At 59.2% G+C, this 21,104-nt stretch carries 13 protein-coding genes; 4 read left to right on the top strand and 9 right to left on the bottom strand.

Annotated features, from left to right (window positions below):
- Window positions 1–6 precede the first annotated feature (6 nt).
- Genes J2W40_RS18605 through J2W40_RS18615 form a run of 3 tightly spaced genes read right to left on the bottom strand, consistent with a single transcriptional unit; the run spans window position 7 to window position 3,365 of the window.
- Entirely contained in the window at window positions 7–1,332 is a 1,326-nt protein-coding gene (locus tag J2W40_RS18605; protein ID WP_310227459.1) for an aromatic ring-hydroxylating oxygenase subunit alpha, read from the bottom strand.
- Window positions 1,333–1,351: 19 nt separating this feature from the next.
- Window positions 1,352–2,368, bottom strand: coding sequence for an AraC family transcriptional regulator (locus J2W40_RS18610; protein ID WP_310227460.1), 1,017 nt, complete (start codon window positions 2,366–2,368; stop codon window positions 1,352–1,354).
- Window positions 2,369–2,387: 19 nt separating this feature from the next.
- Window positions 2,388–3,365, bottom strand: a complete 978-nt coding sequence (locus J2W40_RS18615; RefSeq protein WP_310227461.1) for an enoyl-CoA hydratase/isomerase family protein — start codon at window positions 3,363–3,365, stop codon at window positions 2,388–2,390.
- A 150-nt stretch (window positions 3,366–3,515) separates the two neighbouring features.
- On the opposite strand from J2W40_RS18615, the gene J2W40_RS18620 reads away from it, so the two are divergent.
- Entirely contained in the window at window positions 3,516–4,571 is a 1,056-nt protein-coding gene (locus J2W40_RS18620; protein ID WP_310227462.1) for a helix-turn-helix transcriptional regulator, read from the top strand.
- A gap of 113 nt (window positions 4,572–4,684) precedes the next feature.
- On the top strand, window positions 4,685–5,950 hold the full coding sequence (locus tag J2W40_RS18625; RefSeq protein WP_310227464.1) for an MFS transporter: 1,266 nt from the start codon (window positions 4,685–4,687) through the stop codon (window positions 5,948–5,950).
- A 57-nt stretch (window positions 5,951–6,007) separates the two neighbouring features.
- Here the strand turns inward: J2W40_RS18625 and pyc are convergent, their stop codons facing one another.
- The 3 genes from pyc to J2W40_RS18640 form a co-directional block, all read right to left on the bottom strand.
- Complete coding sequence (pyc, locus tag J2W40_RS18630) at window positions 6,008–9,475, bottom strand: pyruvate carboxylase (protein ID WP_310227466.1); 3,468 nt, start codon at window positions 9,473–9,475, stop codon at window positions 6,008–6,010.
- 73 nt (window positions 9,476–9,548) lie between these two features.
- The gene (locus tag J2W40_RS18635; RefSeq protein WP_310227467.1) at window positions 9,549–10,694 is read right to left on the bottom strand and encodes a mannitol dehydrogenase family protein; all 1,146 of its coding nucleotides are present in this window, start codon (window positions 10,692–10,694) and stop codon (window positions 9,549–9,551) included.
- Between the two features lie 92 nt (window positions 10,695–10,786).
- Entirely contained in the window at window positions 10,787–13,027 is a 2,241-nt protein-coding gene (locus tag J2W40_RS18640; protein WP_310227468.1) for a PDZ domain-containing protein, read from the bottom strand.
- 696 nt (window positions 13,028–13,723) lie between these two features.
- Here J2W40_RS18640 and J2W40_RS18645 point away from each other — a divergent pair.
- Window positions 13,724–14,737, top strand: a complete 1,014-nt coding sequence (locus J2W40_RS18645; protein ID WP_310227469.1) for a zinc-binding alcohol dehydrogenase family protein — start codon at window positions 13,724–13,726, stop codon at window positions 14,735–14,737.
- A 108-nt stretch (window positions 14,738–14,845) separates the two neighbouring features.
- Window positions 14,846–15,658, top strand: coding sequence for an IclR family transcriptional regulator (locus tag J2W40_RS18650; RefSeq protein WP_310227470.1), 813 nt, complete (start codon window positions 14,846–14,848; stop codon window positions 15,656–15,658).
- Window positions 15,659–15,764: 106 nt separating this feature from the next.
- Here J2W40_RS18650 and J2W40_RS18655 read toward each other — a convergent pair whose 3' ends face one another.
- The 3 genes from J2W40_RS18655 to J2W40_RS18665 all read right to left on the bottom strand — a co-directional run bounded on the left by J2W40_RS18655 (window position 15,765) and on the right by J2W40_RS18665 (window position 20,931).
- Entirely contained in the window at window positions 15,765–17,159 is a 1,395-nt protein-coding gene (locus tag J2W40_RS18655; protein WP_310227471.1) for an alpha-L-fucosidase, read from the bottom strand.
- Window positions 17,160–17,292: 133 nt separating this feature from the next.
- Window positions 17,293–20,145: a TonB-dependent receptor gene (locus J2W40_RS18660; protein WP_310227472.1), complete on the bottom strand. Its 2,853-nt coding sequence runs from the start codon at window positions 20,143–20,145 to the stop codon at window positions 17,293–17,295.
- Window positions 20,146–20,718: 573 nt separating this feature from the next.
- Window positions 20,719–20,931, bottom strand: a complete 213-nt coding sequence (locus tag J2W40_RS18665) for a hypothetical protein (RefSeq protein ID WP_310227473.1) — start codon at window positions 20,929–20,931, stop codon at window positions 20,719–20,721.
- Window positions 20,932–21,104 lie beyond the last annotated feature (173 nt).

The raw sequence follows: 21,104 nt of genomic DNA on the forward strand, positions 1-21,104 counted from the left end.
GCTCCCTCATTCTATCGGTTGCGGCGCGCCGGTGCCCAGATAATCGGCCAGCACGCGATGAAAATTGATGATGGCGCGCTCCTCGACCGGACTGGGTCGCAACCCGTCGAACCCACGCGAACGAAGGCCGCGCTGCACCGCGCCCATGTTGGAAAAATCCTGGCACAACACTTTGCGCCAACTGGCCTCGTCTATGTCGGGCTTGTGCAGGTTTTCCGGCTTTGGCTCCTGTCCTTCGGGGAAACGCTCCAGCGTATAGACTTCGAAGATACAGCTATTGGGGTCGCGCCCGTCGGGCCGCGCGCGATAGCATAGGGCGAAGGTTGGCCCATGGATGACGACGGTGTTGGGGAAAATATGCCACACATTGCCTGCCGCCGCGAAATGGGCCGGGTCGATCCTTGGCCAGTTCACCCCGCGCTTGGCATCTTCCTCCACCGTCCGCTTCATCAGGTGCATCTGAACGTCCTGCGGGGACGTGCCTTCGGGCAGTTCCTCGACCAGTAGGTTGGCGACGCGCACCATCGTCTCGGTGGTCGTGCCGTTCACTTCCTCCCACAGTTGGTTGAGGGAGTCAGCCAGCCCGCGCCGCATGTCGGGAGCGCCCGCGGCGCCCGCCGTGGCCCCTCCGGTGCCCTCACGCGATTGCGATCCGAACACGCCATGTATGCCTCGCCCATCGCTCCAGGTTGGCTTGGGCGAATATTTGGTCAGTTGCGGGTGGGTTCCTGCAACATGATAGCCTTCGTTGAACGCCTCGATCGCGACCTTCCAGTTGCACGGGAAATGCAGCCATTGCCGCCAGCGATAGCGCATCTTGTCCAGTTCGAACGGATCGAGCGTCGCTGCGGCGGGTGCCAGATAGTCCGCGAGCGACGGCGCGTCCGGGTCCATGCAAACGAACACCCATCCACCCCAACTGTCGACGCGCACGTCGCGCAGCCGCAGGTCATCATCCTTCAGGCTATCGCCCCAGCCATCCTTGCGGACCACGCCGATATTATTGCCATCCAGATCCCAGCTCCACGCATGGAATTTGCACACCAGCTTGCGGGCATGGCCGCACCCTTCCGTCAATTGCCGCCCACGATGACGACAGACGTTGAAATAGGCGGCAATCCGGTCAGGTGCGGCGCGCACGACGATGATGGAATCGTCCATGATATCGTAGGTGACGAAATCGCCGACTTGCGGAATTTCCTCTTCCCGGCACGCGACCTGCCAGACTTTGGGCCATAATTTCTGGGCCTCCGCGTCGGCGTAGGATTGCGACACATAGGCTTCGTTGCCGATGACGACGGGCGATTGGGTGATAGCACCTTGCACGGTCATGTCTTACTTTCCCTCTTGCTCAGTGCAGGACGCCGGATGGAACGGGGCAGGGGGCCGCGGCGATCGCTCGTGCCGCGCAGGCGTCCAACCGATAGTCGCTTGGGTTGCGCTTGTAGGTGCGCTTGAACATGCGGCTGAAATGGGCAGGGCTCTTGAACCCTACACCATAGGCGATTTCGCTGATCGAAATGCTGCCTGCGTCCGCCCGTGCCATCCACTTGCGCGCCTGCTCCAGCCGCTGGTCCCAAATCAGCTGGGAAAAGCTGGTGCCATTCTGCTGCAGCAATGTCGTCAAATAGCGGGGTGAAATGCCGCATCCCCGCGCGGTCATCGCCGCCGAGAGACTGGGGTCGGACAGATGCACCTCGACGAAACGCTGTACGTCGGCAAATCGCTTCTCCGCGACTGATTGGCGGGGCGGCATGATGCTGCTGTCGCCACGCAGTCCTTGGCCGATGACTGCCAGTGCCGCCTCAACCAGCGTGCGGGTCGTTTCTTCGCCCAGATCGCCTTCGCGCTGGAAAAGGGCAGTCAATATAGCTTCAGCCATCCCCAGTTCCGGCCGCTGGGTCGAAAGCAACAGCCCGGCACTTGCATCGCAGTCTATCAGACCGCGCAGAATATGGGTCGGCACCGTCACATGCAGCACCTCATGCACGCCATGCACATCCGGCTGGCATTCGATCAGGAAGGGCGATGTCGATCGCGTGATCAGCATGTCGCCACATTGTGCGCTGCGGCTGCCCATCTGATTGCTCAGCAACAATCGGCCGCGCTTGACGAACCACAAAACGGACAGATCGGTGCCATCTTCGCGCACATGCTGCCGCGTCCGGCGGAAGAACAGTCGGGTAGCCGATCGCAACAGGATGACGGCGCTGGGTCCGGCGGGTTTGCGCCGGGCGTTGACGTCGATGACAGAGCCTTCCTCCATCCAATAGTCACCCAGATAATATTCCTGCTCCCGCTCGCCCCGAAACAGGCGCTGGCAGTCGCGATAATTGCCCTGGTCGATCGCAAAGAGGGTCTCGATCATGGTCAGGCTCCTCTCTTCTTTATCGTTTTGCGCGCCCGGCGCGGCTCAGTCGCCATTCCGGGGGATAATGGAGGTCATTATTCTTGACGGTATGGGCGATGCCCTGGTCAAATCCGCCGGCACCTAGGTTGATATCGCCCGCATGATCATTCTTCATCAGCGGTAACATGCCTTCCAACCAACCCGTCATCAGGCTGCCCATATATTCGCCGCGATACTGCTTATAGGCTTCGATAAAGGTCTTTTGGGCGACGACGACGTCTATTGGCCGGGTGCGGCTGCATGCATCTGCATATTTGTCGGTTTCTGCCTCTAACTGACCGCGCGGAACGACGCTGTTGACGAAATTACAGTCCATCATTTCGGTGGCGGTGAACGGGCGGCCAGTGAACAGCATCTCGGAAAAGCGACGAACGCCGACCATTTCCAGCCATTGCCACATGCGCGGTCCCCATCCGGCGTAGCGGAAGGAGGGATGGCCAAACAGCGCATCGTCGGACGACACGATCAGGTCGGCGTCGGCGCACTGGTAGAAATGCCAGCCATAGCAATAGCCCTTGGCCTCCACGATGCTGATCTTCTTGAATTCCTGCAACGGCCGGTTGCCGGCATAGCCCTTGGCATAATGGTCGGTCAGGCCGTGAAGGAAGCGATAGGAACCGGGCGGTGGGTAGCGCACGTCCGGGTCGTCAATCTCCAGGTCGGGCAGGAAATTATCATCCTCGCCAGGGTTCAGATACATGTCGCCATGTTCGTTGATGTCACCGCCCGATCCAAGATCCTGGCCCTCGCCACGGATCACCAGCACCTTCACATCATCATCGATATTCGCCTTGTGGACGATCTCGCCGAACAGCAGCCGCATCCCGATCGTTGTCGTATTCGCCTTGTCCGGCCGATCGAAGGTTACGGTCGCGATCCGGCGCGCCCGATCTTTTTCGTACCGGACAAATTGCGCAGCATCGCGCTTCAGCTCTGCGGCTGTTGCCTTGGCCATGACCCTCTCCTTCTGCTCTGTTCTTAGCTCAGAAAATGACACAGGACCGGCTGGCTGTATTGGCATTAGGTGCAGCTCTTTCGATATGATATGAATCCGATTATACCAGCGCAGCTATGTCCGCTTCGCTGTCCGGGTTGGAGGATCGGCATGGACGACCAGGATTATTTCTTTGGCCTCGCGGGACCGCTCGAAGCGGTGCCCGCTGCCGGCTCCATGCGTGCGGCCAACCTGCGCGGCTTTTCCGAATTCATCCGCAGCAGGGGAGGAGCACCGCACCGCATCCTCCGGCAGCATGGCCTTGATCCACGGGCGCTGGCCAACCCTGACGGGCATGTCTCGTGTCAACAGGTTGCCGCCATGTTTGAATATTGCAGCGTCCAGTTTGACGATCCGATCTTTGGCCTGAACCTCGCCGCGACTCAGGATGCCGATGTGTTCGGCAGTGTCACTGCCGTCTGCCGCGCTGCGCCGGACATGCGCTCGGTCATCATGTGCCTTATCAACTATCTCCCCGTCGCCCACTCGCCCGAAGCACAGCTGGAACTTGTGGAGCAAAGCCCGACCGCTGAACTGCGCTGGACGGTCCGTGCCGATGTCGGTTTCAATGTGCAGGCCAACTACCAGGCGATGATGCTGATCCTCACCTTGCTTCGAGTGGTCAGCGCAGGGCGTTTTCAGCCAGCCGGGGTACAGCTGTCGATCGACGCCAGCCCCCATGATTTGCTCCAGATCGAAAGCCTGACCGGTGCGCCGGTCAGCCATCGTGCCGAGTGTAACAGCATCGTTTTTTCTGCCGCCATGCTGGACCTGCCTATTTCCAGCGCCAATCGCCTCGTCTATCGGCTGCTTGGTGGCTATCTCGCCCGCCTGCGGATACTCAACCGCGCGGATATGAGTGAACGCACCCGCAGCTACGTCCGTGGCGCATTGCCAGCGGGCAATTGTTCGGTGGAGCGATGTGCCGAACAGTTAGGTCTTTCAGTCCGCACCCTTCAAGGCCGCCTTGCCGCGCATGGCCTGCGTTTCTCTGATCTGGTCGAAGAGCAGCGCGAACAACTCGCCCGCATCTATCTAAGCCAGACACCCATGGCGATCGATGAAGTCGCCGACCGATTGGGCTATGCCGAACAGACCAGCTTTGGCCGCGCATTCAAGCGTTGGACAGGCCTGACCCCACGCGCCTTTCGCCGCCATCGCGCCTGATATGGCCTGTCGCCGTCAAGCGGCTGTGCCTCCCCGATCATTGCCGGATCGCCGATTGTCCCGAACCATGGCCGCCTGGCTTTGGCCTTCACTTTTCCGACCGGGATATCGGCATGATCACCAAATCACCCTCTGGCGCAGGTGAACTGCATCGCCATGGGACTGTCCTGATCCCCTGCGTTGCGGGCATATTACTATCGGCGACCCATAGCTATTCGCTGGGCGTGATGATCGTGCCTTTGGAACAAGAATTTGGCTGGACCCGATCGCAGATATCCAGCGGGCCGCTGATCATCGCGATCATTGGGCTGTTTGCTGCCCCACTGGTCGGCCGGGCGGTCGATCAATGGGGGCCACGCCGGATCGGTCTGGCGGGCATCTTGCTCTACTGCGCCGCGCTTGGCGCATTGTCATTCGCGACATCCAATATACTCTCGTGGGCTTTGCTGTGGGTCGTGCTTGGCCTGTGCAACATGCTGGTCATTCCCACCATCTGGACGGCTGCAGTCACCAGCCTGTTCGTCGAAAGGCGGGGCATCGCGCTGGCCATAACCCTATGCGGCGCCAGCCTGTGCGCTGCGATCACGCCGCCGCTGGTCGGCTTTCTGATCGTTCAGCAGGGATGGCGCGGGGCCTATGTCGGTGTCGGGCTGCTCTACGCGGCGGTCATATTCCCGCTTGCCTGGCTGTTCCTGCGCAGCGCCACGGATGATGCGCGCAAGACCTTAGGCACTGCTGCCAGAGCCGTGCCGCTCACCGCCTTCGGCACCAGCCTTAGACAGGGATTTGCCTCGCCCGCTTTCATCAAATTGGCGGCAGGCGTCACCCTTTATGCGCTAGCGGTCTGCGCCCTGACGGCCAATGCCGTTCCTATCCTTGTGGCGCAGGGCCTCCTGGCGACACAGGCACCCGCCATTGCCGGTCTCATCGGCATAGGGTCGCTGGTTGGCCGACTGGGCGGGGGCTATCTCCTTGATCGGTTGAACCCGCATAGGGTTTCGGCAGTCAGCGTAGCGACGCCGATACTCTCCGTTGCTCTTCTGCTCGCTATGCCTGGTTCGCCGGGCGCGGCCATGGCGGGGTTTCTCATCCTGGGCCTATCCGTCGGCACCGAACTGGACGCTTGCGCCTACCTCGCCGCGCGCCATTTCGGCCTCCGCAGCTACGGCACGCTGTTCGGCGCGATCAACGGCTTTCTGCTCTTTGCCAACGGCCTGGCACCGATGGCGGCGAACATCGTTTACGACCTGACGCAAAGTTACCAATTTTTCCTTTGGGCAGTCATTCCCGCCTGCAGCCTGTCCGCCATGCTTTTGGTCGCCTTGGGCTCTAACGCTGTGTCTCCTCAATTTGCACCAGAGATACAGAAGACCCCCTGATCGTTGCTTCAAAGATCTTGCTACGAACGACAATTGAGGAAGATGCAGTTTAGCGGACTATGCACTTGGGTCGATAGGACATAGAATCACCAGCAGATCCTTGGCCTCCACGACATCACCCATCCGCACCGGAACCGCCTCGACTACGCCCGCGAACGGAGCGACGATCGCGGCTTCCATCTTCATTGCCTCCAGCGTGACCAGGCGATCGCCGGCCTCCACGGACTGGCCAGCAGCGGCATCGACCGCGATTACCAATCCGGGCATCGGGGCGGCCACATGGCAGTCGTTCCCTGGCTCGGCCACCCGGCGGCTGGGCGCGGAGGCGCCTGATTTATGACAGGCGACGGCAATGATGCGCGGCTGGCCATTCAGTTCAAAGAACAATCGGACGCTGCCATCGTCCTCGACCTCGCCGATCGCGGTCAGGGTGATGACGAGCGACTTGCCACGCTCTATCGTGACGTGGATTTCCGTGCCGACCGCCATGCCGTAGAAATAGACTGGCGTCGGTAGAGCCGAGACCGGACCGAACTGGTCGGACGTCTCGGCAAAGCCGGTGAATATCTTGGGATACATCAGGTAGCTGGCAAATTCCGTCTCGCTCAGCCGACGACCGCATTGCGCCTCCGCAACCTTGCGCTCCGCGTCAAGGTCAAGGTCTGGCAGCAGATCAGCCGGGCGAACAGTCATGGGTACATTATTGCCCAGAACGCGCCGCTGGATATGCTGCGGCCACCCACCAGCAGGCTGGCCTAAGTCGCCGCGCATCATTTCGACCACGGACGCAGGAAAAGCGATGTCGCGTGCCGGATCGAGCACATCGTCGCGACGAAGTCCCTGCGACACCATCATCAGCGCCATGTCGCCCACGACCTTCGACGAGGGCGTGACCTTGACGATATCGCCAAAAAGCAGGTTGGCGTCGTGATAGGCAGTGGCGACCTCGTTCCAGCGCGCCTCTAGCCCCAGGCTGCGCGCCTGCTCTTTCAGATTGGTGAATTGTCCGCCCGGCATTTCGTGCAGATAGACTTCGGACGCGCCCGATCGCAGGTCGCTTTCAAACGCGACATATTGGGCGCGGACAGAGTCCCAATAACCGCTGATTTCGCGAATGGCTGATGCATCCAGCCCGGTGTCGCGCGGACCGTGACGCAGGGCCTCTACGATCGAGCCGAGACAGGGTTGCGAAGTCGTCCCGCTCATGGCGTCCATCGCCGCGTCGACGCTGTCCACGCCCGCATCGACCGCCGCCAGAACGCTGGCCGCCGCCGCGCCCGACGTGTCGTGGGTGTGAAAGGCGATTGGCAGGTCGGTGGCGTCGCGAAGGGCCGAGAACAGCACGCGCGCCGCCGCAGGCTTGAGCAAGCCGGCCATATCCTTGACCGCCAGCATCTGACATCCTGCGGCTTCCAACTGACGTGCGAGATCAACATAATAAGCTAGGCTGTATTTGGCCCGATCAGGATCGAGAATGTCGCCGGTATAGCAAAGCGCGCCTTGGGCCAGCTTGCCGCTTTCGAGCACGGCGTCGATCGCCACGCGCATATTGTCGACCCAGTTGAGGCAATCGAAGATGCGGAATATGTCGATGCCCTTGGCGGCCTGCCCAATGAAATGGCGCACCACATTGTCGGGATAGTTGGTATAGCCCACGCCATTGGCCCCGCGCAGCAGCATCTGGGTCAAAAGGTTGGGTGCCGCTTCCCGGATGGTGGTCAGCCGTTCCCACGGATCTTCGGCGAGAAAGCGCAGGGCGACATCGAACGTCGCGCCGCCCCAGCATTCGAGGCTCAGAAGTTGGGGTAACATGCGCGCATAGGCGGGCGCGACCCGCGCCATGTCGATCGTGCGCATCCGCGTGGCGAGCAGCGATTGATGGGCGTCGCGCATCGTCGTGTCGGTCAGCAGCACTTTGTCCTGCGCCCGGATCCATCGCGCAAGGCCGACGGCGCCATCCCGATCCAGCACCTGTCGCGCGCCGTCTGGAATGTCGCCCGGCGCTGCCGGTGGCTTGGCGGCGCGCGGGTCGAGCCGGGGCCGCTGACGGTCCTTGACGTCGGGATGCCCGTTTATGGTCACATCGGCGATATAGGTGAGCAGCTTTGTCGCCCGGTCCCGCCGTTTGCCTATGTCGAGAAGACCCGGCGTTTCGTCGATGAAGCGGGTGTTGTAGCGATTGGCTTGAAAATCGGGATGGGTCAGGACATTTTCGAGAAAGGCCAGATTGGTCGCCACGCCGCGAATGCGATATTCGCGCAGCGCCCGGATCATCCGCGCCACCACTTCGCCCGGTGTGGGTGCCCAGGCGGTGACTTTTTCCAGCAGTGGGTCATAATGGCGGGTGACGATTGCGCCTGAATAAGCGGTGCCGCCATCGACCCGGACGCCATAGCCGAATGCCCCGCGATAGGCGGTAATGCGGCCATAGTCGGGGATGAAGGCATTTTGCGGATCTTCGGTGGTTATACGGCATTGCAGGGCGTGGCCGTTGAGCAGGATCGCGTCCTGCGGCGGGACGCCCGTTTCCTCCGCCACGCCCAGCCGTCCGCCCTCAGCGATGCGGATCTGCGCTTTTACGATGTCGATGCCGGTGACCATTTCCGTCACCGTATGTTCGACCTGAATGCGCGGATTAACCTCGATGAAGTAGAAGGCGCCGCTATCTTCATCCATCAGAAACTCGACCGTGCCCGCGCCGCGATAGCCGGTCTCTCGCCCGATCGCGAGCGCCGCCTGGCACAGATCCGCGCGGGTGGCCTCGTCCAGATAGGGGGCGGGTGCGCGCTCGATCACCTTCTGGTTGCGGCGCTGGATCGAACAGTCGCGTTCAAACAGGTGAAATAGGTTGCCATGGCTGTCACCCAGCAACTGCACCTCGACATGGCGGGCGCGGCGGATGAGCTTTTCAAGATAGACCTCGTCCCGCCCGAAGGCCGCATTGGCCTCGCTGCGCCCCGAACGGACCGCCTCGATCAGTCCGGCAACCGATTCGATCGGACGCATCCCCCGGCCGCCGCCGCCCCAGCTTGCCTTGAGCATGATGGGATAGCCGATATCCTCAGCGATGGTCGCGATCACGGATTCATCGTCGGGCAGCGGCTCGCTAGCGGGGACGACAGCGACACCCGCGCGCACCGCCACATGCCGCGCCGAAACCTTGTCGCCCAGCGATCGCATGGTTTGCGGATCGGGGCCGATGAAGATGATGCCCGCCGCCGTGCAGGCTTCGGCAAATTCGGGATTTTCCGATAGGAAGCCGTAGCCGGGATGGATGGCATCGACGCCATTGTCCCGCGCGATGCTGATGATCTGCGCTATGTCGAGATAAGCGCCGATCGCGCCCTTGCCGTTGGCGTTGAGCAGATAGGCTTCGTCCGCCTTGAACCGGTGGAGCGACAGACTGTCTTCTTCGGAATGGATGGCGACGGTGCGGATGCCCAGTTCCGTCGCTGCACGAAACACCCGGATGGCGATCTCGCCACGATTGGCGACCATGAGTTTGCGGATCGGCTGAGCGGGCATGAAGTCAACTCCAGGCTGATGGAATGGATAGGGGCTAATAAGCGTGGTCGGCCTGATGCCGCGCCGACCAATTCTACGTGGCGGATGCCCCTTCATGGCCGGCAAGCGCGGCTAGCTCCGGCATTGCGGGCGGATTTTCGGCGGTGCCGACCCAACGGATGAATTCACCCACCCGCTTGGCAATTTTGGCGTCATGGCCCTGCGCGATGTCGGCCAGGCGATGGTTCAGGAACGGGTTGCGAAAGCGCGCTAACGTGGTCGCGCCATAGGCCGCCGCCTCGTCTCCCAGGCCATGCGCCGCAAAACTCGGCACTACTTCTTCGGCGAGGAGGCGGTTCAACGCGGTTGCGGTCGCTTCATCGTCCAAGGCGTCACGCACGGTGGCGCCCACTGCGCCGCCCCTATCCATCCAGCGCTGGGCCAGCCAAGTATGTCCAAGATTGAGAACATGCAGCTTGAGGCGCTCGTAGCGGTCGAGATCGTCGGTCAGCACCACGTCGGGATGAGTGAACGGCATTACCAGCCCCGGTTGATCCTCGATCGCCCACAAGGCATAGGGTTCCGCCACGGCACCGACTGGCTCGATGGGTTCGGATACGATCCGATCGACTAGGCTGTTGACCCACAGGCAGGTGTGATCGAGCCATTGCATGAAGGCCGGATCCGCCCCGATTTCGATAGCGAGTTCGCGCAATATCCGTTTGAGCGTATCGCCATTCCGCCGCACGAGTTCGCATGGCAGCAGCGTGATGGGCGTGGGGTTGCCGTTGCGCCACCGCCCATGCAGCAGCGACAGGAGAATGGCGGGGAAGGATTGGGGCGCGCAGGTGCCATCCAATATGGTGGCAGACCTGTCTGCCGGAGCAACCGCATAGCCGCTATCGCCGACATTGGAGACGATAGTGGTGGCGTGCGCCACGAACAGGGTCATGAGATCCTGCCAGTCGCGAGCAGCGGCGAGGCCGTGGCTGACGCTGTTGACGGCGACGGTCCGCTCTACCGGCACGCCATCGGTGCCCAATCCGCGGATGACGACAGGATAACCGCAGGGCTGACCGAACGCTGCGAGCCGCGCCGCGCGGGTCGCATCCCCACTGGTCTGAACCACGATGATTCTGGGAACATACTGTCCCACCGCCGCCGCTTCAGAGGCAAACAGATCGACATGCGCCTGAAGAAACCGGCTGGTGCCGAACTGGATGATGCACGCCTCAGTCATGGAATACCTTGTCGATGGACGGATCGCGCAGGCGTGGACCAAGGCCGACGTCTGCGCGATCGTCGCTATGGGCGGTTAGGGGAGGGGGATTATCAATGCAGCGACAGCGTGAAGCGTTGCGCGCGCTGGTTGCGGAAGCCCTCAACCACGATCGTGCCCTGCCAGCGGCGTCCTTGCGCCGCGGTGATGAACGCGGCGGCGGTCTGGACGTCCTGCCCCGGCGCTTCGGGGGAGCCGACAATGGCGCGGATCACATCGCCACTTTTCAGCCCGGCTGCTGCTGCCGCCCCACCCGGTTCCACCGATAGCACCAGAACGCCGGTCCGGTCCGGCAGTCCAGCAGCGGATTGTTCGCCCAGGGTTTCAATGGACTTGACGCTCATCCCGGCAATAGTACGGGGTGTTTCGCGTTGATCTGCCTTGGGCGCTAGCACGGGATCTGGCAGCTTGGGTTGCTCGGCGAGCGCACGCAAGAGCGGGTCGCGTACACCAAAATCATCCGTGCGGAAGTTGCGGAACCCGATTTTGAGGGCTGGCGAATCTGCTGCAACCGAATAGTCGCCGCGCGCGGGGGCCACAAATTTCGGATCGCCAGCGATCGAATGGCTATCGGTGCCATTGGCCTGCGCCAATTTGAGGTCAGCCGGAGTGATAAACAGGTTGTAATCGACCATCTTGCCCCAGGATTTCATGAGGATCGGCTGATAGGCAGCCATCACGATGTTGCGCGTGAAGATGTCCTGGCTGTTTGCGAACCATACATGCGGATGGAACGTATTGTTCAATATGATATTATTGCGGGCGATCCGGTCGAATCCCTCGCGGAACTTCAGCCCGCCCGTCAGCATCAGATTGTCCTCGATCAGATAGTTGGACGATCCGTCGTCCAGATCGATGTCCCAGCCATGGTCGCAGTGGAACCGATTGTGGCGCAGAACGATGGTTTCACCAGCGTCGAGTTTGACCAGATCGCGTTCAGCCGTCGTGCGCCGGTCCATCTCGGCCCGGTCCGGGTGCCAGAAACGGTCGCGCCCCCAACTGTTGAACGCACCATGATCGCCGCTTTCGCGGACTGTGTCGAATACGTCGTTATTCGTGATCTGATGTCCGCCCCATGTGCCATCGCCGACGTTGATGCCCGAACGGGGAACACGGTAGATGCTGTTATGATCGACGGAAATCCGGGCCGACATGGCGATCGTGACCCCCGCCGACTGTTTTTCAATCATGCCGATGTCATGGATCAGATTGTCTTGCACAATGCTGTCGGCAGGATAATCGTCGGTCTTGGGTCCGGGCGTGCGATCAATCTTATCGAGCGGATTGCTCTCATTATATTCAAATAACGGGCTGCGCACGGCTGTCGGCAAACCGACAAAGGCAATTGCACTAGCACCGATATGGGCGATCAGATTGCGACGTAGCGCGATCTGGCGCGCATGTCCGCTCACGACGATGGCGTTGCCGCCAAGATCCTGGAAATCGCCACCTTCCACCGTGACACGTTCTGCGTCGGCGATCAGCACGGCACCGCCGCGATGGAACATCCAGTCCGACCGCAGCAAAGGCTCATTGGTTTTGAGGTAGGTCGGTTCGGTTGCGCGGAACGCCAGCCCCGACACCCGGACGTCATGGACCGGTGCGCCCGGACGGCCCACAACCCGGATCAACTCCTCCGACGTGCCGGCGCGAAATCCGTTCGCGGGGGGCGCGGCATCGCCGACCGGCTTATAATAAAGATAACCTGCCGCCGAATCATAAAACCATTCACCAGGTGCGTCGAGCTCTTCGCGGATATTCTCGACAAAGCGCTCATTCACGCTGGGTGGCGCAGCACGGTTGTTGCCCAATGCCGGCCCATAAAGCAGCGTGCCGTCAGGCCCTTTTCCCAGGATCGGAACATGGACATCGCCCCAGCGGCTGCCGTGCAGGGCGTGCAGCATCCCGCCCGCCGGATTGGACCAGCGTGCCACACGTTCCGGGGACGTGGCATCGGCCGCCACGCCACCGAACGGCAGTTTGGCAGGATCATAATTGGGATAGCGGGCCAGTATCTGCGCCTTGTCGCCCAACCACAGCCGCGCGAACGGCGCGGTCTTGAGCGCGGCGCGCCAGACGCCATCGGGCTGTCGCTGCCACGACAGTTTCGGCAGCGCGCGTGCGCCGCTCAGTTCGACCCGCGCGCTGGCGGCAGCCTCGATCGTGAACGGCGCATCGGGCGTGCCCGAAAGCGCAGCGTCGATAACGAGTGGCGCGGCCAGCGTGTAGCGACCCGTGGAGAGGCGGATCGTACGGACGCGGCCCTGACGGGCATCAGCAAGCGCGCGGGTCAATTCGGCAGTCGATGATACAACGCGCGTCGATTGCGCGGGGGATGTGGACTGGCGAGCCAATGCAGGAGACGTGCCCGCGCAAGCGAAGAGAACAACCCCAAGGGTTAAGGGGCTGATTTGCCGGGAGATCATCTCAATTCCTCTCATACTCATCGACTTAATATCATATATGATCGGACGATATCAAAAAGCGAACCTCAAGGAAAGCGCAAATTTGTCCCGGCGAGGACCAGGGATTAGGCGGGCTAAATGCCTGCATAAAGCAAACGATCAAGCACCTGTCGGGCATGCGATAGGCGCATATCATAGGGCTCAATTTGGCGGCTCGGCCGGTAAGGAGGCTGCAACCAGCGATCGCCCGTGTGACCTATACAGTCGGTGTGCCGCTTCGCACCGACGGTCGTTTGAAAAGAAATCCGCGGCGGGCGTGTGACAGCGGCAACGGCATTGGATTCGACAGGCATCTGTTCATCTTAGGCGATTCCCGGGCCTTTATGCTAAGCCTGCGCCGTCTGGGTTACAGGGCATCTTCAGCATCCCGATTTGATCGCATTGGATGTACTGGGACATATAACTATGAGTTCTTCCAGACTCACACGGATTTATATTGCATATATGATAAGAAGATTGCAAAAACTATGGATGATGAAGATCGGCGCGTCGCGTCGGTAGCCAAACATTGATAGCGAGGATGGCATGAAGGCACTGGTTTGCGTGGCACCCAATGAGGCGCGCATTGAAGAGCGTGCGCGCCCGGTGGCTGGGCAGGGTGAAGTTCTGCTGCGTATCCGCCGCGTGGGCGTGTGCGGCACGGATTTCCATATCTTCACGGGCAAGCAGCCTTTCTTCACTTATCCGCGCCTGATCGGCCACGAGTTGGCCGGTGAAGTCGTCGAGGCATCGGTAGGCAGTGATCTGGCGATTGGACAGGTTGTCACTGTCAATCCCTATATTCCATGTGGGACATGCGTCGCCTGCCGTCGGCAACGGCCTAACTGCTGCGCGAGGGTCAGCGTGTTGGGTGTCCATGCCGATGGCGGCATGGCGGAATATCTGGCTGTCCCGAGTTCGGCGATCATCCCCACGCCGGGGCTCACCGTCGATCAAGCGGCCATGGTTGAGTTCCTTGCGATTGGCGCACATGCGGTACGTCGCGCGGCGATCGCCGCTGGTTCGCGCGTTCTGGTAACCGGCGCCGGACCGATCGGCATTGCGTGCGCGATGTTCGCCCGCATAGCAGGTGCAGGTTCGATCACGCTGCTCGATCGCAGCGACGCGCGGCTGGCAAAGGCTGTTCAGGATTTCGGGTTTGGCAGCTGCGTCACTGCTGGACCGGATGCGACGGTGAAGCTGGCCGAGATTTCGGACGGTGAAATGTTCGACTATGTGTTCGATGCGACCGGCAGTGCTGCGGCTATGAACGCTGGACTGGCCAATGTAGCCCATGCCGGTACCTATATTCTAGTCGGGCTATGCCTCGATAATCTGGTCTTTGCCGACCCGGAGTTTCACAAGCGAGAAACGACGCTCTTGGCCAGCCGCAACGCGCTTCATGCCGATTTCGAATTGGTCATTGATTCTATCCGCAACGGTACCATCCCGACCGATCGAATGCTGACTCATCGCATTGATCTTGCTGATTTGGCAACAGATATGCCTTCTTTGCTTGGCCAGCAAGAAATGATCGTAAAGGCCATCGTCACGGTGTGACACCCCCGATCCAACGATTGACATCGTGCGACACAGTTGCCCCAAGCATCTATCATTGTCGCTTGATTGGGGCTAGACCTATCGGTGGCAACATTGATGTGGGAATATATGGTAAAGCAAGACGGTGCCGCGGCGCAGCGAAAGGGTAGCTATAAGGCTCCAGCACTCGACAAGGCCTTTCTTATCATCGAATTGCTCGCCAACAATCCACAGGGATTGTTAGCGAGCGAGATGGCGGCGGCGCTTGGCCGGTCATTAGGCGAATTGTTCCGTATCGTCGTCGTGCTTGAAGAAGCGGGCTATCTTCAGAAATCGCGAGTGACCGACCGGTATACGGTGACCTACAAATTTCTGGACGTCGCGTATCGGGCGACCCCTGCGCGCAAACTGGTTGTGACGGCACAGCCCGAAATGCAGGCCCTGGCAGCGGCGATCGGCCAATCCTGCCATTTGGTCGTCGCGCAAGCAGCTGAAGGTTTGGTGATTGCGCGGGAGGAAAATCCGGGCACGCGCGGTTTCTCGCTACGGGTGGGCGCATCGATCGACCTGATCCGCAGTTGCTCCGGCAATGTCCTGCTGGCGTTCGCGGCCGATGATGCCAGCGAAAAGATGATTAGCCGCGCCGCTGCGCTCCGCAAAGAGCCGGTCGGGCAAGCGTCACTCGCAGGGCGCCTCAAGGAGATACGCGCCCGCGGCTATTATCTGCGTGAAAGCCCGGTAACCCGCGGGGTTACCGACATCAGCTTCCCGATATTCGGCTTTGGCGGAGAATTGCTGGCTGCGTTGACGGTGCCGTTTCTGGAACTGATAGACGGATCGCAACTGGTATCGATCGAGGAGGCGACGACCGAGCTAAAGCGCGCGGCTGAGGATATTTCGATCGCACTGGGCTGGCGACCGTTCGAGCATGGCGAGGATTAGAGCAGGAAGTCCTGATACCATTCCCATCGCGTCGAGCCTTTCGGCTGCCGCAAAAGCAGGCAACCGAAAGGCTCGACACAGCCAAAGCTGCGGCGGTTCAAGGTCGTCAGCGCAGTTGTAGTTCGACCACCTGATCCCATTGTTGGCCCAGGGGCGGCAGGCCGGACAGAGTGACCTGCCCGGATCGTGCCATAATCGCGACCGGCTGTCCCCCGTCCAGCAGCTTGGCCGACGTCACGCCGTCGCGCAATGGGAGCGTGATCCGGCCATCATGTTCACGCAAGAGATGGACATAGACGGTCTTACCGCGCTGCGTCGTGACACCCCAATCGCCTGGCGCTATCGGCCCGCCCCGCGTCCCGTAGATGCTGTTTCCATGGTCCTTAAGCCACGCGCCGATCTGCCGGTAGGTGTCAAGATTTTCGGGCTGAATTTCGCCGTTGGGCATCGGACCGGTGTTGAGCAACAGATTGGCGCCGCGGCCAGCCGCATTGACAAGCGTGCGTACCAGCGTTTGCGGGGACTTAAACTTGTCATCGACCAGGTTGAAGCCCCAACTGCCATTCATCGTTTCCGACATTTCCAGTGGCAGTGATCCGATCGTTGCAGAACCGCTATAGCCCATCGTATTATGGCCGGGCAGATCGCGTTCGAACGTCTGATAATCCTCGCCGTTAAATGGTGCCTGGTGATGGTTATTCACGATCAGCGCTGCGGGCTGTAGTTGGTGGATGAGGCGGTAGGTCCGCTCAAGGCGCCAGCGGTTACGAAGCGGCGTTTTTTCCTGGTCCCACCAGCCATCGAACCAGATGCCGCCGATTGGGCCATATTGCGTCAGTAATTCGCGCAGATGCGCGTCCTGATAATCGAGATAGCGTTCCCAATCGCCAGAATCAGGTCGGCCGGCCGACTGTCCGGTCTGGCCGCGCGGGAAATAATCCTGATTATGCCAGTCGAGTTGCGAATAATAAAAGAATAGCTTGATGCCATGTCGATGGCATGCGGCGGCGAGTTCTGCCATGGGATCGCGCGCAAAAGGGGTCGCTTTGACGATGTTGTATGACGACACCTTGCTGTCGAACATGGCGAAGCCGTCATGATGCTTGCTGGTTATCACGATGTAGTGGGCACCAGCATCCTTGAAGGACCGAACCCATTCATCTGCGTCGAACTTCACGGGGTTGAAGAACTTGGCCAGTCGCTCATATTTGGCCGCAGGGATCTTTTTGTCCTCCATGATCCATTCGGCCAGGCCCGGAGTTCCTGCCCCGCCCAACTGGCTATATAATCCCCAGTGCAGAAATATGCCAAAGCGGGCATCCTGAAACCATTCGCGCGCGGCAAGATTTTCAGGGGCGGGGCGGTAGGAGCGGTCGGACGCAGCCGCATTATTGGGAACGGAATTGGGTCCATCGGTCTGACCAGCAAGCGCAGCTGGGCCGCAAAGGGCTGTGGCCATCGCTAGCAGTGCAGGACGGAAGATCATAGCGAGATGTTTCATTGCCCGTAATCCCATCAACAAGAAGTTCAGTACCGCAAGTGGGTATTTCAGTATAAATATAAATTTCCCCCAGCACGATAAGACGCAATAAACCCCGGCAACTCCAAAGAGCTACCGGGGTCAGGGGAGAAGATCAGAATTTTAAATGAAGGCTCAATTGGGAAATGCGACCTTCCTGATAATAATCATTTATATAGCCGCCGACTTTAGCATAGCCAATATAATTCGGCTTGTTTAGCAAATTGATAACAGAAAATGTAACCTGGGCATTTTCTGTTAACTGATACCCGGTTGCCAGATCGAACTGGCCATAGCTTTTGGAGTAAGTTGGTGTGACGCTCCAATAATCACGGACCTGCTCGATGCGACCCTGGCGGTAATTATATGAAAGACGCGCATTAAAGCCGTATTTTTCGTAGTAAAAGCTGGCGTTAAAAGAATTTTTCGAAACGCCAACAACTGGAACGCGTTCTTTGGTCGATTTGTTGATGATGTCGCTGGCATCGACATAGGTATAATTACCGATGAACCCAAAACCGGACAGGGCACCTGGCAAGAAGGTGAACGGCTGCTGATACGACAGTTCAAAACCCTTGATTTTCACACCGCCACCATTCTGCGGCAGGGTGCGCAGGAAGGTGTAATCTTGGGTACCGCCTTGCGTGAGCGCAATGGTGCGCACATCATTGGTTTGTGACGTGAATACCCAGTTCGAGACGTCCTTGTAAAAGGCGGCGATCGACAAAAGGCCTTCGGCGCTGAAATACCATTCGAGCGACGCATCCAGCGCATTAGCCAGATAGGGCTTAATATCCGGATTGCCGGAGTTGATCGTCGTAATGGGATCGCCGCCTGTTGCCGGAGTCTGCAACATCTGCACCGACTCGCCACCGATCAGCACGTTCAGATCAGGACGTGTCATTTGTTTGGACGCGCTGATGCGTGCAATCAGGTTATCGGTAACGGAATATTTGATGTTGGCGCTCGGCAACCACTGGTCATATGTGTTGACCTGGCTTTTCAAGAGCGAGGCATTGAGCGTCTGGTTGGACTGGGCACAAATTTGATCGCAGGTTGGACGAGGATCGTAGAGGATCTTGCTGAAATCAACGCCGTAGAAAGTGGCGGTGCCTTTTGTACGCTCATATCGAAGGCCAATATTGGCCGACCAGCGATTATCATCGCTGGCGAAGTCGAGGCGCATATAAGCGGCATTTACAAGTTCGCCTACCCGCGATGCCACTGCAGGATTGCGCGTCAATGACCCTGGAATAGCAAGGAGATCATCCAGAGAATGTTTGGCGAAGAACTTTCGTGAATCCGTCCACAAGAATGTTTGTGGAAATGTCGCTGCACCGCCATAGCTTGAAATCGGATTGCCTTTGATAGGTGACACCGACATGTATGGCGCTGCGCTCAACGCGCTGCGGCCGTCTGGATAGGCATTGGCAATGATCGGCTGCCCCGTCAACTTCGACAGAGCGTTGAGATCTCGTGCGAAAAGATTTTGCCCGTCGCCGTAGAATTTGTTGGAATAGATATTGCCGCCAACATAAATCGTTTTCAGCGGTCCCCAGTCCGCATCATATTTCAGATTGAGATGCGTTGCATAGGTATCATTATTATTCGTCTGGTTATAATTTCCGTTGATATGGGTGAAGTACCAACTGTTAGGATTCATCGGCTCGAATGAGGGATCGGCATAGCCAAAGGAGGCGACGGCTGGATCCTTTACGAAGTCGTAGTGCATCTTGGTGTAGGCAGTGCCTTCCAAAGAGAAGTTGCTGCTCCTCTGCCGCGCAGAACCCTTGGAACCACCGGCTTCGATCTCGAACCGATCGGTGGCCTTCCAGGTGAAGCCCAGGCTGCCCGATAGGAGACGCTGACGATTGTCGTCGTCTCGCGCTGTGTAGAGCAGCCACGTATTGTCGACGTCGGCCGAGATGATGTTGTTATTGGCGTCGGTCTTGACATTGCTCATCGCACCGAGCGCATTGGTGAAGCGCGCGTTGGCTCCAACTGTCTGGGCACGCGTGCGCATCCGGGACAGGATCAGGTCACCTGTCACTTCAAAACGATCACTGGGCTTCCACTGGACGGTGGCGACGGCGCTGGTCCGATCGCGCGTGCCAACATTTTCCATGACCTGGGCATAGTGCCACAGGCGGTAGGTGTCGGCGAAAGAGCCGTTGCCGTTTGCATCGAGGCCGTTGGGATAGAAATTATTACCACCTGGAACACTTGCGCCGCCCGGCGGAATTTCCCGGCGTGGTTCAAACCAGAAATCGCTCCAGCCAGTGCGCGAAATCGACCTTACGTTTTTGCTGACGCCAATCGCGATGCCCAATGTATCATTGAAGAACTGGTCAGCATAGAAAGCGGAGCCACCTCCCTTGGCTTTCTTGGTATTGCCATCGTGGACGCCATCAAGATTAATCGCAAATGTCCGCTTTTTAAAATCAAGAGGATGGATCGGCTCGACATTGACCGTACCCGCTAATCCTGACTGCGGCAGGTCTGCTGTTGGGGTTTTGTAGATCGACAATGTACGCACGAAATCAACCGGAAGGATCGAATAATCGAGGCTGCGACCGCCGGTCGGCGACGGTAGTTGGCGACCGTTATACATGTTGGAGACCATCGTCGAAGGCAGGCCACGCAACAGGATGGTGCTGCCTTCGCCATAACTGCGGTTCACCTGCACGCCCGTGATGCGCTGAAGCGCATCAGCGATGTTCCGGGTCGGGAACTTGCCCACGTCTTCGTTGGAAATCGAATCTTGGATCAGATCCGAATTGCGCTTGATATCGATGGCGGCCCGAAGGCTCTGGCGCACACCGGTTACGACGATGGCGTCGTTAAGGCTGTCTTCAACGGACCTATCATTTCCGTTCACCCCATCGGCGGTTGCACTGGCTGCTACTGGAGTAGCCTCCTGCGCCAAAGCAGGAGCTCCCAACAGCGCCAGAGGCGCGACCGTCGACATAATTCTGGTAGACACTTTCATTGACTTACCCCCTCCATTTTTCGTTATCTTACATGTGATAGTAAAATATCTCATGTGATAGCTTTGTCAATAATGATTTTGGCGCCAGGGGCGGGGAGTGGCTAACCATAAAAAGCCGAAAATATGACCCATCCGCGCGTCAAAAACGCTTCTAGTGAGGGGCGACGGGCAGCCAATGCGGAAGATTCTACAATAGTTTCACGGCATTAATAAACGGTTGCCGAGTCCCGGCCAAAATAGCGCATATAAAACTTCAATTCCAAATGTCGGACTAATGACCGATTATCCCGCCAATTTTATCTGCAAAGTGATGGAATAGGCACACACCGATGAGACTAGCTACGGGTGCAGGTAGCTGGTGATGCTTGGAGAATATCGGGCGACTCGTCGGTCGGAACCGGGGTAGTTCGAGATGTTGGGGGGCCTGAACTTTCACGTATGTATGTCGATCGACGGTAAAAAGCGTATTGATCTCGTCGCCACGCATAGCCCCTGCTGCACCTGGCGTCGCCTCACGTGCGAATGTCTCTTGCGCTCAAAGCGGGTTCAAACTCACGGTCTGGCCCGAATTTCGAGATTGGCCAGCGGCATTGGCTCAAGCTGCAACGTGGTGATCTTGACGCTGGCAGGAGTGCCTTCGGCGGTCAAAGGCCGGATAGTGATCGTCTGCGCACCGCCGCCGAGGTTGATCGCCCCAATGTCCTGTCGGCGATAGCGCGGGTCGAGCGCACCCCAGAATTGACGGCGGTCGGTACGCCCCTGCATTTCGCGCTCACCTGTATAGGATCAGGACCTATTAAATTACTTGCATTGGGGGTTACCATTTGATTCAGTGGCGGCGTGAGGAGGCGCTGCCATGAGTGATCTGATCTGGCTATCAGAGGCGCAAATGCGCCGGATCGAGCCGTATTTTCCTCTGTCGCATGGGGTTCCGCGTG

This window comes from Sphingobium xenophagum, from assembly GCF_031457465.1.
Lineage (GTDB): Bacteria > Pseudomonadota > Alphaproteobacteria > Sphingomonadales > Sphingomonadaceae > Sphingobium > Sphingobium xenophagum_A.

Coding starts and splice junctions, on each gene's coding strand:
- J2W40_RS18625 (WP_310227464.1), top strand. CDS start 4,685: ATGATCACCAAATCACCCTCTGGCGCAGGTGAACTGCATCGCCATGGG.
- J2W40_RS18645 (WP_310227469.1), top strand. CDS start 13,724: ATGAAGGCACTGGTTTGCGTGGCACCCAATGAGGCGCGCATTGAAGAG.
- pyc (WP_310227466.1), bottom strand. CDS start 9,475: ATGCCCGCTCAGCCGATCCGCAAACTCATGGTCGCCAATCGTGGCGAG.
- J2W40_RS18665 (WP_310227473.1), bottom strand. CDS start 20,931: ATGCAGGGGCGTACCGACCGCCGTCAATTCTGGGGTGCGCTCGACCCG.
- J2W40_RS18605 (WP_310227459.1), bottom strand. CDS start 1,332: ATGACCGTGCAAGGTGCTATCACCCAATCGCCCGTCGTCATCGGCAAC.
- J2W40_RS18610 (WP_310227460.1), bottom strand. CDS start 2,368: ATGATCGAGACCCTCTTTGCGATCGACCAGGGCAATTATCGCGACTGC.
- J2W40_RS18620 (WP_310227462.1), top strand. CDS start 3,516: ATGGACGACCAGGATTATTTCTTTGGCCTCGCGGGACCGCTCGAAGCG.
- J2W40_RS18635 (WP_310227467.1), bottom strand. CDS start 10,694: ATGACTGAGGCGTGCATCATCCAGTTCGGCACCAGCCGGTTTCTTCAG.
- J2W40_RS18615 (WP_310227461.1), bottom strand. CDS start 3,365: ATGGCCAAGGCAACAGCCGCAGAGCTGAAGCGCGATGCTGCGCAATTT.
- J2W40_RS18655 (WP_310227471.1), bottom strand. CDS start 17,159: ATGAAACATCTCGCTATGATCTTCCGTCCTGCACTGCTAGCGATGGCC.
- J2W40_RS18660 (WP_310227472.1), bottom strand. CDS start 20,145: ATGTCGACGGTCGCGCCTCTGGCGCTGTTGGGAGCTCCTGCTTTGGCG.
- J2W40_RS18650 (WP_310227470.1), top strand. CDS start 14,846: ATGGTAAAGCAAGACGGTGCCGCGGCGCAGCGAAAGGGTAGCTATAAG.